This window comes from Amycolatopsis magusensis, from assembly GCF_017875555.1.
In the GTDB taxonomy this organism is placed as follows: domain Bacteria; phylum Actinomycetota; class Actinomycetes; order Mycobacteriales; family Pseudonocardiaceae; genus Amycolatopsis; species Amycolatopsis magusensis.
Genome location: NZ_JAGGMS010000001.1, coordinates 845,140 through 860,945, shown reverse-complemented (window position 1 = coordinate 860,945; position 15,806 = coordinate 845,140). Strand labels below are relative to the sequence as shown.

Here is a 15,806-nt window from a genome sequence, read left to right as displayed (position 1 = left end):
GGTACCCCCTACCGGTAGAGCAGGTACTGCCGCCGCTTCCGGTCGAAGTCCGCCAGCTCGCCCTGCCACGAGCCGACGATCTCGTCCACGCCCACGCCCGCGTCGACCATGGTCCGCAGGCGCGTGGAACCGGAGAGCTTGTCGATGAAGTTGTCCGGCCGCCAGCCGAACAGGTCCGGGTGCACCTGCTTCGCGGTGACCAGCATGGCCACGCCGGTGCGGATCGCGTCGAAGGCCCGCGCGTCGGTGACGGTCAGCTGGACCCCGCCGCAGGTCTCCCCGACGAACTTGTGGAACGTCGGCACGAAGTAGTTCTCGCGGAACCGCGCGCCCGGCAGGTTCAGCTCGTCGAGCGCCTCGCGCCAGCGCCAGTCCAGCTTGGGCGCGCCGATGATCTCGAACGGCCTGGTGGTGCCGCGGCCCTCGGAGAACACGGTGCCCTCGAACAGGCCGGTGCCCGGATAGGCGAGCGCGGTGTCCGGCGTGGGCATGTTCGGGCTCGGCGGGGTCCACTGCAGCCCGGTACCGGCGAAGAAGGTGTCCCGCCGCCAGCCCCTGACCTGGATGATCTCCAGCTTCGCCAGCTCCACGCCTTCGGCGGGCAGGAACTCGCCCTGGAAGAAGCGGGCCAGCTCGCCGACGGTCATGCCGTGCTGCTGCACGATCGGCTTGCGGCCGATGCCCGAGGCGAACGCCGGGTCCAGCATCGGCCCGTACGCCTTGCCGCCGAGCGGGTTCGGCCGGTCCAGCACGACGAAGGCGGCGCCGGTCTTCGCGGCGGCCACCATCGCGGTGTACATGGACCAGATGTAGGTGTAGAAGCGGGCGCCGACGTCGGCGATGTCGAACACCACGGTGTCCACGCCCGCTTTGGTCAGCATCCCGGCCAGCTTCGTGGCGTCGGCGCCGTACGCGTCGTACACCGGGACACCGGTGCGCGGGTCCACGTAGTCGCCCTCGGAGCCACCGGCCTGCGCGCTGCCGCGGAAGCCGTGCTCCGGCCCGAAGACGGCGACCGGCCGGACACCGGCGGCCACCATCGAGTCGACCGTGTGCTCGTAGTCCGCCAGCACGCCCGTCGGGTTGGACAGCACGCCGACCTTGCGCCCGGCGAGCGGCTGCCAGCCCTGCTTGGCCAGCTGGTCCGCGCCGGTGACCACGCCGTGGTGCTGTGCCGCGTTCTCCTGCGCGCTCGCGCTGCCCACGGTCAGCAGTGACGCCGCCGCCGCGCCGCCGAGCAGGCGCCTCCTGGTGAAGCCCATCGCGTTACCAGCCCAGTCCGTGGCCGAAGGGGAAGAGGACCTGGCCGTCGGCCGCCGGGATGTTCACCGGCAGCTTGCCCTGCGGCGCCACCTCACCCTTGAGCACCTTGGCCAGCGAGTTCATCGTGACCTCGCGCCAGTCGTAGGTGACCGCCCAGGTCGGCACGTCCGCGTACCCCGGGTCGTACGGCTCCTGCACGCCGACCGCGATGACCGGCTTGCCGGTGGCGAGCAGGCTCTTGACCAGGTTGACCTGGTTCGCGCTGGTGCGCAGGCCGCTGGTCAGCACGATGACGGTGTCCGCGGCGTTCGCCGCTTGGACGGCCTTCGCCACGGTGTCGGCGTTCGGGCTGGTGCCGGTGGACAGGCCGGTGGCGCCCAGCGCCTTGGCCAGCGCGGCGACCGGCTCGGCGCCGTAGCCGGGGTAGTCGGGCCGGTTCCAGCCGGTGACCAGCACCTTGCCGGGGTTCTGCAACGGCAGCAGGTTCGCGTCGTTGCGCAGGACGGTGGTCGTGCGGTCGGTCAGGGCCTGCACGTCGGCCAGGTGCTGCGGGGTGCCGACCTTGCCGGCGACCGCGTTCACGTCGGCCATCGGCTTGGCGAAGACGCCGCGCTTGAGCTTCAGCTTGAGGATGCGGATGACGCTCTCGTTGATCCGGTCCTCGGTGATCCGGCCGCTCTTCACCGCGTCGAGCACGCCGTTGATCGCCACGTCCAGGTGCGGCGGCATGAGCATCTGGTCGACGCCCGCTTCGAGCGCGAGCACCGGGATCTCGTGGTCCGGGTGCAGCTTCCGCACGCCCGCCATCTGCAGCGAGTCGGTGACCACGACACCGCGGTAGCCGAGTTCGCCGCGCAGCAGGTCACCCATGATCGGCTTGGACAGGGTGGCCGGGTTCCCCGACGGGTCCAGGCTCGGCACGGTGATGTGCGCGGTCATGATCGAGTCGGCGCCCGCGTCGATCGCGGCCTGGAACGGCGGCAAGTCGATCTCGCGCCATTCCTGCTCGGTGCGGTCGATCTGGGGCAGGCCGGTGTGGCTGTCCTCGGCGGCGTCACCGTGGCCGGGGAAGTGCTTGGCGGCGGTGGACACCGTCTCGGTCGCACGCCCCGAGCGCTGGTAGCCGTCGATCTCCGCGGTGACCAGCGAACTGGCCAGCGCCGGGTCGGCGGAGAACGACCGCGAGCCGATCACCGGGTTGAGGTGGTTGGAGTTGATGTCCGCGTCCGGCGCGAAGTTCTGCGAGATGCCCACGGCCCGCAGTTCGTGGCCGTTGATGGTGGCCAGCCGCTTGGCGTCCTCGGTGCTGCGGCCCGCGCCGATCGCCATGCTGCTGGGGAACTCGGTGGCCGGCTTGCCCAGGCGGGTGACCCGGCCGCCCTCCTGGTCGATCGACAGGATCAGCGGCAGCCGCGCGTTCGAATCCAGCGCGGCCCGCTGCAGGCCGTTGGAGAACTTCGCGAGCTGGACCGGGTCGTCGATGTTGTCGGTGCCGGGGTTGTTGAAGTAGATGACCCCGCCGACGCCGAACTTCTTGACCACTTCGGCGGCGGTGCCCACGCCGTACTTGGTCTGGTTGCCCGAGTGCACCTCGTCGGCCGACTTGCCCCAGACGTCGGCGACGAACAACTGGCCGACCTTCTGCTCCAGCGTCATGCCCGCGAGCGACTGCCGCGCTTCGGCCGTCTCGGCTTCGTCCAGCCGTTGCGCCGCCTGCTCCCGCTTCACCGGGCTGTCCGCCGGGTTCATCGCGGAGGCGGGAACGGCCCCCGCGAGACCGGTGGTGGCGAGCAACGCGGCGAGCGAAGCGGCGACCGCATGATGCCTCCGGGGGTGGTTTCGCGTGCGCGCGATACTCACGTCGGCCTCCCTGTTCCGTTCTTCTTGCTGACAGGTATAGCCGGTGTGGCGTGGGTGACTCACTTGAATGGACCGGCATCGGGAAGCTACTCACCGGAGCTGGGCAGGTCAACGACCCGCTGTGCCGTTCGGAGTACGCAGCGCTCACACCGTGACTCCGGCGTGTCATGAATATCGTTCAAGCCCCGAACGTGCTGCAGGCGGTACCGACGAATCGGCACCGCCTGCTCGCGCGAACTGCTGGGTTACCAAGCGTGCAACTCCAGTCGTACCTACCTGGACTCGGCGTCCGGCGTCCCGGTACGCAATCCCTAGACGACAAGCCTCCCGCGGCGTGCTGCGCGTGGGTGCCCGGAGTCCGCGCACGGAGTTCTTTCGGGGTGGAGTGAGGCTTCTCTTCGCCTCGTCCCTGGCCGACAAGATGTCCGCACTCACTTTGTACGCCAGTGACGCCGGTCACTTCAAGGGCTTGATCGGGTGCACCGGTACAGAGACCCGATTCAGTGACCCCCGCACCCGCTGTCACCAGCGGTTAGGGCATCCGGGTGGAGTTTCAGGGCTTGCTTTTCCGGCGTTTGGCGAGGCCGTACCAGGTGGCGCCGGCGGCCACCGCGCCCACGCCGATGCCGACCGCGAGCGCCGGGCCCACGAGGCGGGTCCGCAGGGGGACGGGGTGGGTGAAGGCGAGCACCGGCCAGCCGCGTTCGGCCGCCAGCCGGCGCAGCAGCCGGTCCGGGTTGACCACGTGCGGGCTGCCGACCACTTCGAGCAACGGGATGTCGGTGCTGGAGTCGGTGTAGGCGGCGCAGTCGGCCAGGTCGTACCCGCGCTCGGCGGCCAGCCGCTTCGCCGCGACCGCCTTGTTCTCGCCGTAGCAGTAGAAGTCGACTTCGCCGGAGTAGCGGCCGTCGACGATCTGCATCCGCGTGCCCACGCTGTGGGTGGCGCCGAGCATTTCCGCGATCGGCGAGACCACCTCCTCGCCGGTCGCGGACAGCACGATCACGTCGTGGCCCTTCTTGCGGTGCTCGGCGATCAACTCGGCTGCTTCGGCGTAGACCAACGGATCGACGACGTCGTGCAGGGTCTCGGCGACGATCGCGCGCACCTGCTTCACGTCCCAGCCGCGGCACAGCGCGGAGATCTCCGCGCGCATCCGCTCGGTCTTGCTCGCGTCCGCTCCGGAAAGCGAGAAGACGAGCTGCGCGTACGCGCTCTTCAACGCGGCGCGACGGTTGATCAACCCGCGGCTGAGCAACGGTTTGCTGAACGCCAGCGCGCTGGACGAGGCGATGATCGTCTTGTCCAGGTCGAAGAACGCGGCCACCGGGGACGCCGGCGGCGTGAAGCGGGGATCTGCCACCCCCCAACCATAAGCGCGGCCCCGGGGTGGGCCCGACACCGTCCCGCGCGGGGGGTTGAAAATCCACGACAGGGACCGGTCGTGGATCCGTAGTTCCGTTACCGAATTGTGGGCGTCTTGAACAGCGATAACGCGCTGATCCGGTGGTTACAGTGGACTGGCCCGGTGTCACCCGGGCCGGTTCAGTCCGACCCCCCGGGGCTGGACCTCCAGCGACCCCCGCCCCTCCCCCCCTGGCGGGGGTCGCTCTATTTCCCGGGCTCCCCAAGTTGTCCACAGCAGGCCACTTGTCCACAGGGGACCCACCTCGATCTTGTCCCGCCCCGCCCACCCGGGCGACCGTGGAAGCCGGGCCACCCCAGGCCCGCCCAGCGGAAAACGGGGGGACAACTGTGACCGGAAATCGTGCGCTCGTCGTCGCGGCCGACACGGTCGTGCTCGACGAAGTACTGCGCCTCGCCGCGGTCGCGAATTGCGAAACCGAGTGCGTGCCCGATCTCGTCGCCGCCCGGGCGCGCTGGAAAGAAGCGCCACTGGTACTGGTCGACGAGGTGGCCGTCGCCGAAGACGACCCGGTTCACCTGCCGCCGAGAAAAGGCGTGCTGGTGGTGTGCAAAGGCCCGCCCGCGCCGGGTACCTGGCAACGCGCGTTCGCCGTGGGCGCGCAACAGGTGCATTCCCTGCCCGATGACGAAACCGCGGTGCTGAAGGCGTTCGCCGAAATAGTCGAGGGCCCGGCGCGCCCCGGCGGCCGCGTGCTCGCGGTGGTCGGCGGCCGAGGTGGCGCAGGCGCTTCCGTGCTCGCCGCGGGCATTGCCACCACCGCGGCGTCCGCCGGGGAAAACGTCCTGCTGATCGATTGCGATCCATTGGGCGGCGGCCTGGATGTCCTTTTCGGCGCCGAAAACCACCAGGGCCTGCGCTGGCCGGCATTGCGGGTGGATTCCGGGCAGATCCTGTTGTCCGCATTGGAAACGGCGTTACCCCATCGCGATTACGGCACCGGCCGCATCCGTTTCCTGTCCACCGGTGAGAAAGGCCCGGACCCCAGCGGCGACGCCATCGCCGGCGTGGTCACCTCCGCCCGCCGCGCGGGCCGCCTCGTCATCTGCGACCTACCCCGCCACCTGGGTGGCGGTGCCGCCGAAGCCGCCGCCCGCGCGGACCTGGTGCTCGTGGTCGTGCCGCCGGAAGTACGAGCCTGCTCGGCCGCCAAACGGGTCGTCGACCTCCTACGCCGCACCGGCGCCGACGTACGCCTGATCGTCCGGGGCCCATCCCCGGGGGACCTCACCGCCGCCTACGTCTCCGCCACCGTCGACGTCCCCCTACTCGCCGAACTACGCACCGAACGCCGCCTGGCCCATGCCATCGAAAAGGGCCACTTCCACCCCAAACCCCACGGCCCCCTCCACACCACCGCGTCGACCGCCCTAGCCACCCTGACCACCCTCCCGGAGCCCACCCCATGACCACCCCACCCCCACCCGCGCCCCTTCGGCTGTCGACCCCATCCCGGACGCCCCTGCGGCCACTCATCCCAAGGTCGGTCTCGTCCGCGACGCCTCAATCGCCCCACACGACGGCCTCGACCTGCGCCTCTCCGCCAGATCCGGGGTCGGCGGCGTCGCTCGTGAGCCGAGCGCCCGATCCACTGCAGCCAATCCAGTCGGCCAACCAGCCCCATCGGAGTCCATTCGCGACCCCCAACGTTCAACCCACACCAGCCGCGCCCAAGCCTCCGAGGCTCAAAGCGACCGAGCCTCGCCCAATCCCGGAAGCGGCCGAGCTCGCGGAGCGCATCCGCACCTGCCTCGCCCGTGACGAAGCCCGTCCCCTTTCGCTCATCTCCGCCCCCTACACACCCACCGACATCGACCATTTCCCCACCCACTGCCAACGAGGCCCGAGCAAACCGGAGCCAGTGTCATGACCGCCGATCTCCTTGAGCGCGTTCGAAGACGCCTCGCCCGTGACGGCGCCGGGCCCACCGCGCTGGCCGAGGCGGTGCGCGCCGAGGCGACCGGCATCGCCGGGCACGAGGAGTTGCTCGAGACGCTTCGCCTCATCCGGCACGAGTTCGTCGGCGCCGGGCCTCTCGAACCGCTCCTGTCTGATCCCGGCGTGACCGACGTGCTCGTGACCGCACCGGCCGAGGTCTGGGTCGATGGCACTGAAGGGCTCAAGCGGACCGACATCACCTTCGCCGATGAGGACGCGGTCCGGCGGCTCGCGCAGCGACTGGCGCTCAACGCCGGGCGGCGGCTCGACGACGCCCAGCCCTTCGTCGACGGCTGGCTTCCCGGATCCGGGCCACACGGCCGCATTCGGCTCCACGCCGTCCTGCCGCCCCTTGCTCCCGACGGGACCTGCCTGTCCCTCCGCGTGCTCCGCCCGGCGGTGCACGACCTCGCCGAACTCCAGCGGCTCGGCACCTTCGGCGCGACCGGGGCCGCCGTGCTCCGGTCGATCATCGCCGCGCGACTGGCCTTTTTGGTCACCGGCGGCACCGGCGCGGGCAAGAGCACCCTGCTCTCCGCGTTGCTGGGGCTGGTCCCGGCGACCGAGCGCATCGTCTGCGTCGAGGACGCCGGTGAACTCCAGCCCTCGCACCCCCAGTTCGTCCGGCTCGTCGCCCGTCCGCCCAATGTGGAGGGTGCAGGCGAGGTCACCCTACGCGACCTGCTCCGCCAGGCGCTGCGCATGCGGCCGGACAGGCTGGTCATTGGCGAGGTTCGCGGTCGCGAGGTGTGCGAGCTGCTCGCCGCGCTGAACACCGGGCACGAAGGTGGCGCAGGCACTCTCCACGCCAATTCGCCGACAGAAGTCCCGGCTCGGCTCGAGGCGCTGGCTGCGCTCGGCGGCTTGTCCAGGGACGCGGTCCACAGCCAGGTCGCCGCGGCGATCCGGGTGGTGCTGCACATGGTCCGCGGCCCGGACAACACCCGGCGCCTCACCGAGATCGCCGTGGTGCGCCGAGGCGGCGACGGTCTCCAAGCCCTCACGGCCTGGCAAGACGGGATCTGGACCGAGCACGGACCCGCCCTGCGCGGCCTCCTTCCGGGAGGCGCCCGATGCTGACGCTCACCCTGCTACTCGCCGCGGCCGCGCTGCTCACCTGGCCCGGCCGAGCCACCGGAATCCGACTCCGAGGGCGAACGCCCCGGGCAGTGGGCGACCGCGGCCGTCTACTCGCGACTGTCTTAGGTGGTGCCATCGCGTTGTTGGCGGCGTTCTTCGTGCTCGGCCCGGCCGGTCCGGTCGTGGCCCTGGTGCTGGCCGCGGCGGGCCGGTACTTCTGGAAATCGGCGGCCACCAGCAAAGCCCGCATAGCCGCGGCCGCGAGCATGGCCGAGGCCATCCGCACGATGGCGGCCGAACTCGACGCGGGCGCCGATCCCGCCGTGGCTGCCGAGTCGGCCGCCATGGACGCGCCACCTCCGGTCGCGGCGGCGGTCCGAGCCGTCTCCGGCGCGGTCCAGGTCGGCGAAACCTCGGTACGTGAGGTGCCTGGATTGCCCGAAGGGGCCGTCGGTCAACTCGCCCGGTCCTGGACGCTGGCCCAGCGCTACGGGCTGCCGATGGCGAAGGTGCTGGGTGCCGTCCGGCGCGATCTCGACGCGAGCGTGGAGTTCGCCAAGCGGACGCATGCCGCGATGTCGGGCCCGAGGACCAGCGTGCTGGTTCTCGCCGTGGTGCCACTGCTCGGGATCGGTATGGGCGAGGCGATCGACGTGCAGCCGTTGCACATGCTCGCCCACACCGGCCTCGGTCAGGTGGCGCTCGTGCTCGGTACGTCGTTGATGGCCGCGGGCCTCGCGTGGACGGCCCGCCTGACCAGGGTGGCGCTATGACCGCCGTCGCGGTGGCGTTGCTCGCCGGAGCCGTCGCGCTTTGGCCGGGCAGAACCCGGGTGCCGCACGAAGCCGAGCGCCGTCGCTACCCGCGGCTGCTTCCCGAACTGGCTGCGGTCGCCTTCGCGTCGGTGCTGGCGGGGGTGTGGGGCATGACGGTGGCGGTGGCGGTCGTGCTGATCGCGCGATTCGCCGCCGGACGTCCGCGGGCGCCGTCCGCTGCTGATGCGCGTCGCCTTGCGACTTGCTGGGATCTGCTCGCCGCGGCTCTAAGGGCTGGGTTGCCGGTGCCGGTTGCGATCCGCGCGGTCGCGCCGGGAGCGCCTGCCGAGGTGGCCGCGACGTTGCGATCGACAGCCGAACTGCTCGCCTTGGGCGCGGATCCGGCCGAAGCCTGGAAGTCGGCCAGCACCTGCGCCGACACCGCTGAACTGGCGAGAGCCGCTCGTCGCACCGCGAAATCCGGGGCGGCGTTGGCCGGGGTCGCCGAGGTGATGGCCGAGCGGGTCCGCGCGGCCATGGCGGACCGGACCGAGGCTCGCGCGCAACGGGCAGGCGTGCTCGTCACCGGGCCGCTCGGGCTCTGCTTCCTGCCCGCGTTCCTCTGCCTCGGCCTGCTGCCCCTGCTCGCCGGCCTGGCCGGACAACTGCTGTGAACCCACGAAAGGAAACCCATGGACGCCGGTTCGTCGACCGTCGAATACCTCATGGTCACGCTGGTCGCCGTCGCGATCGCCGCGGTGCTCTATTCGCTGGCCACCAGCGACATGGTGGCCGGGTTGCTGGCCGACCTGCTCGAAGGCGCATTGCAGGGGCAGACGTGAGGCCGGGCGATCGTGGCGCGGTGAGCGTCGAGGCGGCCATCTCCATCAGTGCGCTGACGGCCTTCTTCCTCCTGCTCATCGGCGGCCTGGTGGCGATGGTCGACCAGCTGCGCTGCGCCGACGCGGCTCGGGAGGCGGCTCGGCTGGTAGCCCGCGGGCAGCCGGAGTCGGCTGAGCGGGCGGTGCGCGAGATCGGGCCGGTCGGTGCCGAGTACGCCGTGCGGCCGGAGGGTGACGCGTTCACCGTCGAGGTGGTGGCAGGCGCCAAGCTCCTGCCGGGGTTGCGGCTGCACGGTCACGCCTACGCGGTGTACGAGCCGGAGGTGGCTCATGCGCCGGGATGACGGGATGGCCACCGTCTGGGCGGCGTCCGTGATCGCCGTGCTGACGGTGGTGGTGGCCGCGCTCTACGGGATCGGCGTGGTGGTCCTCGCCCGGCAGCGGGCGGTGGCAGCCGCCGATCTGGCGGCGCTCGCCGCCGCCGGAGCCGCGGTCGAAGGGGTGGAGGCGGCCTGCGCGAAGGCCGGTGCGGTGGTCGCGGAAATGCGGGTGGAGCTGGCCGGATGCCGGCTCGACCGGTGGGACGCGTTGATCGAGACGCGGGCTGCGCTGCCCGGCCCTCTGGCCCGGTTGCCACCCGCTTCCGGGCGGGCGCGAGCTGGGCCGGTCGACAGCTCGTCGTGAGATCTGCGACGAACGGCAGGGCTGACCGGTCCCACCGCTCGCGCGTACGGCGAACGGTCACCCGGAGCCACGAGCAGCGGTCGGCGCGGCGCGGTGAGCGGTATCACGTTCTGTTGCGTGCACGTACCACTGTGTGCTTCGGCCTCGGTGCCGGAGGGGCGAAAACCGTTGTGGCGGCGAGGAAATGTCCGCTTCCGGTGAACAGGAGGTGTCGCCGGGGCCGCGATTCGGCCGATCTTCGGTTCGCCGATCCCCGGCGATTCGTTCGTCGTCCGATTCGAACCGGCTGCCGCGCCGGTACTTCCGGCCTTGTGCAAGTTGCCGTTTATTTGAGTGCAGAGCCGCTCACGCGGTCAAGCAGCTAGGAGAGCAGGCAGGAATGTTGGACACAGACTGGTCGGATTGCTGGCGCGGTGCCTTCCGCATCGAACTGCGCGCCGAAGCCATCGGACTCGCCGGGCGTGGCTGGCCGGTGCTGCCGGGCACCTACCCGGCGGTGGGGGAGTCGGTGACTGACCAGACCGGGGCCGACCCCGACTGGCAGACCCCGGTTCCGGTGCACCAGAACTGGCAGGACGAGGTCGGTGCCCACCCGCACCGGGTCGCGGCCTGGTGGACCGAGGCGCCGTACAGCCTCCTGGTCGCCACCGGCACCGTGGTCGATGCGGTCGAGGTGGACGACCAGCTGGGTCGCCGCGCGGCCGGTCTGCTGCGCGCGCTCGGCCAGCCGGCGCCGATCGTGGCGATGCCGAACGGCCGGTGGCTGTTCCTCACCACCGCCTCGGCCACCGGGTGCCCCGCCGAGCTGCGCGACCGCGAGTCGGTCCGGTACCACGGCGAGGGCAGCTGGATCCCGCTCCCGCCGACCCCGTTCGAGCACGGTGTCGTGCACTGGCGCGTCAAGCCCGAGGTCTGGGGCTGGCGACTGCCGGACGCGGCCGTCGTGCACGACGTGCTCTTCCGCGCGCTGGCCGGCGCGCGGACTCAGCTGGCCGTCGCCGAACCGTCGGCGGCCTGATCGACCCCGTGACCACGCGGGACCTCGTGATGACCAACAGCCCCTAGCACGAGATCCAGCACGGTCACCGCCCCCGCCTTGTCCAGTGGTTCGTTCCCATTCCCGCACTTGGGCGACTGAACACAGGACGGGCACCCCGCCGGGCACTCGCAGGAGACGATCGCCTCCCGCGTAGCGGCCAGCCAAGGGACCAACGCGGCAAAACCGCGATCGGCGAATCCCGCACCCCCGGGATGGCCATCGTGCACGAACACCGTCGCCTCCCCGGTGTCAGCGTGCAGCGCGGTTGACACACCGCCGATGTCCCAGCGGTCGCACGTAGCGAACAGCGGTAGCAGGCCGATCGCCGCGTGCTCGGCGGCGTGCAGGGCACCGGGGATTCGCGCCGACTCGACCCCGGCGCGACCCGGTGCCCTGCACCCGGCTTCCCGGTCCCCACCGGAGAGCAGGTCGTCATCGATCGTGTACCAGACGGCCCGCGTGCGCAGCACCTGTTCCGGCAGGTCCAGCGCGACCTGGTCGAGCACCGCGCCCGACGGCAGGCGGCGCAGGTAGCCGACCACCTGCGAGGTCACCGCGACCTCGCCGAGGCAGACGGTCACCCCGCCGAACTCCCGGCGCTCGTGCGTTTCCAGCACGGCGATGTCCACGACTTCCCTGGCCGAGGTGCTCCACTCCGGCTCCTCGGCGTGCACCATCGCCAGGCCGGATTCCAGGTCCAGCTCGTCGACCACGTAGGACGAACCCTGGTGCAGGTACAACGCGCCGGGGTGCACGGTGTTGCACGCCGAGCCCGGGTCGACCGTGCCGAGCAGGCGGCCGGTGTCGCCCTCCACCACGGCGATCGGTTCGCCGCCGGAACCGCGGATATCCACCTGGTGCTGCGGGCGGTCCCGCGAGGTCCAGTACCAGCCGCTCGACCGGCGGCGGAGCACGCGATCGGCGACCAGCGAATCGAGCACCTCGCGGGCGGTGTCGCCGCCGAAGGCATCCAGTTCGCCGGTGGTCAGCGGCAGTTCGGCAGCTGCGCAGGCCAGCTGCGGGGCCAGCACGTACGGGTTGCCCGGGTCGAGCACGGCTGTCTCCACCGGGCGCTCCAGCACGGCGGCCGGGTGGTGCACGAGGTAGGTGTCCAGCGGGTCGTCGCGGGCGACGAAGACGACGAGTGCCTGGTCACCCGAGCGGCCGGCCCGCCCGGCCTGCTGCCAGAACGAGGCGAGCGTGCCGGGGTAGCCGGCCAGCACCACGGCGTCCAGGCCGGCGATGTCGACGCCCAACTCCAGCGCGTTGGTCGTGGCCACGCCGAGCAGATCGCCGTTGAGCAGCGCCTTTTCCAGTGCCCGGCGCTCTTCCGGCAGATAGCCCGCGCGGTAGGCGGCCACCTTCTCCGGCAGCATCGGGTCGACCTCGGCGAGGATGCGGCGGGCGCCCAGCGAGGTCAGTTCCGCGCCGCGGCGGGAGCGGACGAAAGCGAGTGACCGGGCGCCTTCGATGACCATCTCGGCGAGGATGCGCGAGGCTTCGGCACCGGCCGAGCGGCGGACCGGGGCGCCGTTCTCACCAGCCAGTTCGTCGAGCAGCGGCGGCTCCCACAACGCGACCGTGCGGGCACCGCGTGGCGAGGCGTCTTCGGTGACCGGCACGCAGTCCACCCCGGTGAGCCGTCCGGCGAACTCCGACGGTTCGGCGGTGGTCGCGGAGGCGAGCACGAAAACCGGGGAGGCGCCGTAGTGCCGCGCCACCCGTTGCAGGCGCCGCAACAGCAGCGCGACGTGTGAGCCGAACACCCCGCGGTAGGTGTGGCACTCGTCGACGACCACGTAGGACAGCTTGCGGAAGAACCGCGCCCAGCGGCCGTGCGCGGACAGGATGCCGCGGTGCAGCATGTCCGGGTTGGTGAACACCCAGCGCGCGTGCGCGCGGACCCAGTCGCGCTCGACCATCGGGGTGTCACCGTCGAACGAGGCCGCGCGGACGCCTGGAATGTCCAAAGAGGACACTGTGCGGAGCTGGTCGGCGCCCAGCGCCTTGGTGGGGGACAGGTACAGCGCGCACGCCTTCTCGTCGGCGGTCAGCGCGGAGAGCACGGGCAGCTGGTAGGCCAGCGACTTGCCCGACGCCGTGCCGGTCGCGATCACCACGTTCCGCCCGGACCACGCCGCCTCGGCCGCCTCGATCTGGTGCGTCCACGGCCGCTCGACCCCCGCCGCGACGAACGGGCCGGTGACCGATTCGGGCGCCCACGACGGCCAGTCGCCGTAGCCGGCCGCGCGGGCGGGCAGCTCGGCGACGTGCGTGACCGGGTTCTTCGCCTCCGGGAGGCCGGCGGTGATCCGGGACAGCAGGTGCCGCCCTCGGTCACGGCTCGTCGCTGGTCGCACCCGAGGAGCTTCGCACAGTGCCCCGACAGTTTCCGATGTGTGTTGGGGGGCAACAAGAACGGTCAAGTGAGCAAGGTCACGGCCTTCACGGAGCGTGTTCTCGACGGGACGCCTTGCCGACGGCACTCGCAGTACCAATACACTCCGGCGAACCACACCACTTGTGGTGTAGATCCCATGTCGGCGTCGACACGGCTCCCATCGAGCCTGGTCACGCCGATTACAGGCGACATTTCCAGGAGGACGAATGTCCCGGCAGTTCCTCGCGGAGGGCCCAGTGCTCTCCGGAGGTGACTACAGCATCGTGGCTGTGGTCGCCGTGGTCGCCCTTGCCGCACTGGTCGTTGGCTATTTCCTGCTCAAGGAGGTGCTGGCCGCCGGCCAGGGCACCGAGAAGATGCAGGAGATCGCCAAGGCGGTGCAGGAGGGCGCGGCCGCCTACCTCAAGCGCCAGCGCAACACGCTCGCCATCTTCGGCGTGGTCGTGTTCCTGCTGCTGTTCGCGTTGCCGGCGGAGGACCTGAACGAACGCATCGGGCGTTCGATCTTCTTCCTCGTCGGTGCGGGGTTCTCGTTCGCGATCGGTTATCTCGGCATGTGGCTCGCCACGCAGGCGAACCTCCGGGTCGCGGCCGCGTCGCGCGAGGACGGCGGCAGGGAGAAGGCCATGCGCATCGCCTTCCGCACCGGTGGTGCGGTCGGCATGGCGACGGTCGGTCTCGGCCTGTTCGGTGCCGCGGTCGTCGTGCTGGTGTACGCGGGCCAGGCACCCAAGGTGCTCGAAGGTTTCGGCTTCGGCGCCGCGCTGATCGCCATGTTCATGCGCGTCGGCGGCGGCATCTTCACCAAGGCCGCCGACGTGGGCGCGGACCTGGTCGGCAAGGTGGAGCAGAACATCCCCGAGGACGACCCCCGCAACGCCGCCACCATCGCCGACAACGTCGGTGACAACGTGGGTGACTGCGCCGGGATGGCCGCGGACCTGTTCGAGTCCTACGCGGTGACCCTGGTCGCCGCGCTCATCCTGGGCAGTGTCGCCTTCGGTGTCGACGGGCTGCTGTTCCCGCTGATCGTGCCCGCCATCGGCGTGATCACCGCGGTGATCGGTGTCTACATCACCAAGGCGAAGGTCGGCGAGAGCGGGCTGACCACGATCAACAAGGCGTTCTACATCTCCGCGGTGATCTCCGCGGTGCTGTCCACCATCGCCGCGTTCGTCTTCCTGCCCGGCACCTTCGCCGACTTCGGCACCGAGTTCGCCGCCACCACCGGCAACCCCGCGGTGATCGCCACCCTCTCGGTGATCATCGGCATCGTGCTGGCCGGCGTCATCCTGTGGCTGACCGGCTACTTCACCGGCACCGAGTACAAGCCGGTCAAGGACGTCGGCCAGACCTCGGAAACCGGGGCGGCCACGGTCATCCTGTCCGGTCTGTCGGTCGGGTTCGAGTCGGCCGTCTACACCGCCATCGTGATCGGCGGCGCGGTGTTCGGCGCCTACCTGCTGGGTGGTTCGGTCGCGTTGTTCGCGGTCGCGCTGGCCGGCACCGGCCTGCTGACCACCGTCGGCGTCATCGTCGCGATGGACACCTTCGGCCCGGTTTCGGACAACGCGCAGGGCATCGCCGAGATGTCCGGTGACGTGGACGAGAAGGCCGCCGGCATCCTCACCGAGCTGGACGCGGTCGGCAACACCACCAAGGCGATCACCAAGGGCATCGCGATCGCCACGGCGGTGCTCGCGGCGACCGCGTTGTTCGGTTCGTACCAGGACTCGATCCGCCAGGCGCTCGAAGGCGTCACCGGGGCGAGCACGGACGCGATGAAGTGGTTCGTCAGCGACATCGTCAGCCCGAACACGCTGGTCGGCGTGCTGCTCGGCGCGGCGGTGGTGTTCCTGTTCTCCGGGCTGGCCATCAACGCGGTCTCCCGCGCGGCCGGTGCGGTGGTCTACGAGGTGCGCCGCCAGTTCCGCGACATCCCCGGGATCATGGAGGGCACCACCCGCCCCGAGTACGGCCGGGTGGTCGACATCGTCACCCGCGACTCGCTGCGGGAGCTGACCACCCCGGGTCTGCTCGCGGTGTTCGCGCCGATCGCCGTCGGCTTCGGCCTCGGCACCGGCGCGCTGGCCGGTTACCTGGGCGGCGCGATCGCCACCGGCACGCTGATGGCGGTGTTCCTGGCCAACTCCGGTGGGGCGTGGGACAACGCGAAGAAGCTGGTCGAGGACGGGAACCACGGCGGCAAGGGTTCGCCGGCGCACGAGGCGACCGTCATCGGTGACACCGTCGGTGACCCGTTCAAGGACACCGCAGGCCCGGCGATCAACCCGCTGATCAAGGTGATGAACCTGGTGTCGCTGCTGATCGCGCCCGCGGTCGTGCAGTTCTCCATCGGCGAGGACGCTTCGCTGGGCATCCGGCTGGCCATCTCGCTGGTCGCGGTGGCGATCATCGTGGCGGCCATCGTGGTGTCGAAGCGGCGGAGCACTTCCATCACCGACACCTCGAACGACGCGGAGCCCGCCAAGGCTTCCTGACCGCGTCCGAGTCGACG

The 15,806-nt window shown here is 70.8% G+C and carries 13 protein-coding genes; 9 read left to right on the top strand and 4 right to left on the bottom strand.

The genetic code is table 11. The features are described from left to right. Positions 1–8 precede the first annotated feature (8 nt). The 3 genes from JOM49_RS04040 to JOM49_RS04030 all read right to left on the bottom strand — a co-directional run bounded on the left by JOM49_RS04040 (position 9) and on the right by JOM49_RS04030 (position 4,486). The gene (locus tag JOM49_RS04040; RefSeq protein WP_209663020.1) at positions 9–1,262 is read right to left on the bottom strand and encodes an exo-beta-N-acetylmuramidase NamZ family protein; all 1,254 of its coding nucleotides are present in this window, start codon (positions 1,260–1,262) and stop codon (positions 9–11) included. 4 nt (positions 1,263–1,266) lie between these two features. Continuing rightward, positions 1,267–3,117 (bottom strand): glycoside hydrolase family 3 protein, encoded by a 1,851-nt coding sequence (locus tag JOM49_RS04035; protein ID WP_372444210.1) that lies wholly within the window; start codon positions 3,115–3,117, stop codon positions 1,267–1,269. A 559-nt stretch (positions 3,118–3,676) separates the two neighbouring features. Next, on the bottom strand, positions 3,677–4,486 hold the full coding sequence (locus tag JOM49_RS04030) for an HAD family hydrolase (protein WP_209663019.1): 810 nt from the start codon (positions 4,484–4,486) through the stop codon (positions 3,677–3,679). Positions 4,487–4,827: 341 nt separating this feature from the next. Here JOM49_RS04030 and ssd point away from each other — a divergent pair, with 341 nt between their 5' ends. The 8 genes from ssd to JOM49_RS03990 all read left to right on the top strand — a co-directional run bounded on the left by ssd (position 4,828) and on the right by JOM49_RS03990 (position 10,866). Then, positions 4,828–5,958, top strand: coding sequence for a septum site-determining protein Ssd (ssd, locus tag JOM49_RS04025; RefSeq protein ID WP_308158642.1), 1,131 nt, complete (start codon positions 4,828–4,830; stop codon positions 5,956–5,958). Positions 5,959–6,415: 457 nt separating this feature from the next. Next, entirely contained in the window at positions 6,416–7,567 is a 1,152-nt protein-coding gene (locus JOM49_RS04020) for a TadA family conjugal transfer-associated ATPase (protein WP_209663018.1), read from the top strand. A 143-nt stretch (positions 7,568–7,710) separates the two neighbouring features. Continuing rightward, entirely contained in the window at positions 7,711–8,340 is a 630-nt protein-coding gene (locus JOM49_RS04015; RefSeq protein ID WP_209663017.1) for a type II secretion system F family protein, read from the top strand. Then, the gene (locus JOM49_RS04010) at positions 8,337–8,996 is read left to right on the top strand and encodes a type II secretion system F family protein (protein WP_209663016.1); all 660 of its coding nucleotides are present in this window, start codon (positions 8,337–8,339) and stop codon (positions 8,994–8,996) included. The genes JOM49_RS04015 and JOM49_RS04010 overlap by 4 nt, the downstream gene beginning before the upstream one ends. An 18-nt stretch (positions 8,997–9,014) precedes the next feature. Further along, positions 9,015–9,164: a DUF4244 domain-containing protein gene (locus tag JOM49_RS04005; protein ID WP_209663015.1), complete on the top strand. Its 150-nt coding sequence runs from the start codon at positions 9,015–9,017 to the stop codon at positions 9,162–9,164. Positions 9,165–9,184: 20 nt separating this feature from the next. Then, entirely contained in the window at positions 9,185–9,508 is a 324-nt protein-coding gene (locus tag JOM49_RS04000) for a TadE family type IV pilus minor pilin (RefSeq protein ID WP_209663014.1), read from the top strand. Further along, positions 9,495–9,848 carry an Rv3654c family TadE-like protein gene (locus JOM49_RS03995; RefSeq protein WP_245369228.1) on the top strand — a complete coding sequence of 118 codons (354 nt, stop codon included), beginning with the start codon at positions 9,495–9,497 and terminating at the stop codon, positions 9,846–9,848. The genes JOM49_RS04000 and JOM49_RS03995 overlap by 14 nt, the downstream gene beginning before the upstream one ends. 379 nt (positions 9,849–10,227) lie before the next feature. After that, positions 10,228–10,866 carry a bifunctional DNA primase/polymerase gene (locus tag JOM49_RS03990; RefSeq protein ID WP_209663013.1) on the top strand — a complete coding sequence of 213 codons (639 nt, stop codon included), beginning with the start codon at positions 10,228–10,230 and terminating at the stop codon, positions 10,864–10,866. On the opposite strand, the gene sftH is transcribed toward JOM49_RS03990, so the two are convergent. Then, positions 10,833–13,247, bottom strand: a complete 2,415-nt coding sequence (sftH, locus tag JOM49_RS03985; RefSeq protein WP_209663012.1) for a DEAD/DEAH box helicase — start codon at positions 13,245–13,247, stop codon at positions 10,833–10,835. The genes JOM49_RS03990 and sftH overlap by 34 nt on opposite strands. A gap of 247 nt (positions 13,248–13,494) precedes the next feature. Between sftH and JOM49_RS03980 the strand changes: the two genes are divergently transcribed. Continuing rightward, complete coding sequence (locus JOM49_RS03980; protein ID WP_209663011.1) at positions 13,495–15,789, top strand: sodium-translocating pyrophosphatase; 2,295 nt, start codon at positions 13,495–13,497, stop codon at positions 15,787–15,789. Positions 15,790–15,806 lie beyond the last annotated feature (17 nt).

Bases quoted from the DNA above. Each gene is read 5' to 3' on its own strand.
- JOM49_RS04010 (WP_209663016.1), top strand. From the start codon at position 8,337: ATGACCGCCGTCGCGGTGGCGTTGCTCGCCGGAGCCGTCGCGCTTTGG.
- JOM49_RS03995 (WP_245369228.1), top strand. From the start codon at position 9,495: ATGCGCCGGGATGACGGGATGGCCACCGTCTGGGCGGCGTCCGTGATC.
- JOM49_RS04020 (WP_209663018.1), top strand. From the start codon at position 6,416: ATGACCGCCGATCTCCTTGAGCGCGTTCGAAGACGCCTCGCCCGTGAC.
- JOM49_RS03980 (WP_209663011.1), top strand. From the start codon at position 13,495: ATGTCCCGGCAGTTCCTCGCGGAGGGCCCAGTGCTCTCCGGAGGTGAC.
- JOM49_RS04005 (WP_209663015.1), top strand. From the start codon at position 9,015: ATGGACGCCGGTTCGTCGACCGTCGAATACCTCATGGTCACGCTGGTC.
- JOM49_RS04040 (WP_209663020.1), bottom strand. From the start codon at position 1,262: ATGGGCTTCACCAGGAGGCGCCTGCTCGGCGGCGCGGCGGCGGCGTCA.
- JOM49_RS03990 (WP_209663013.1), top strand. From the start codon at position 10,228: ATGTTGGACACAGACTGGTCGGATTGCTGGCGCGGTGCCTTCCGCATC.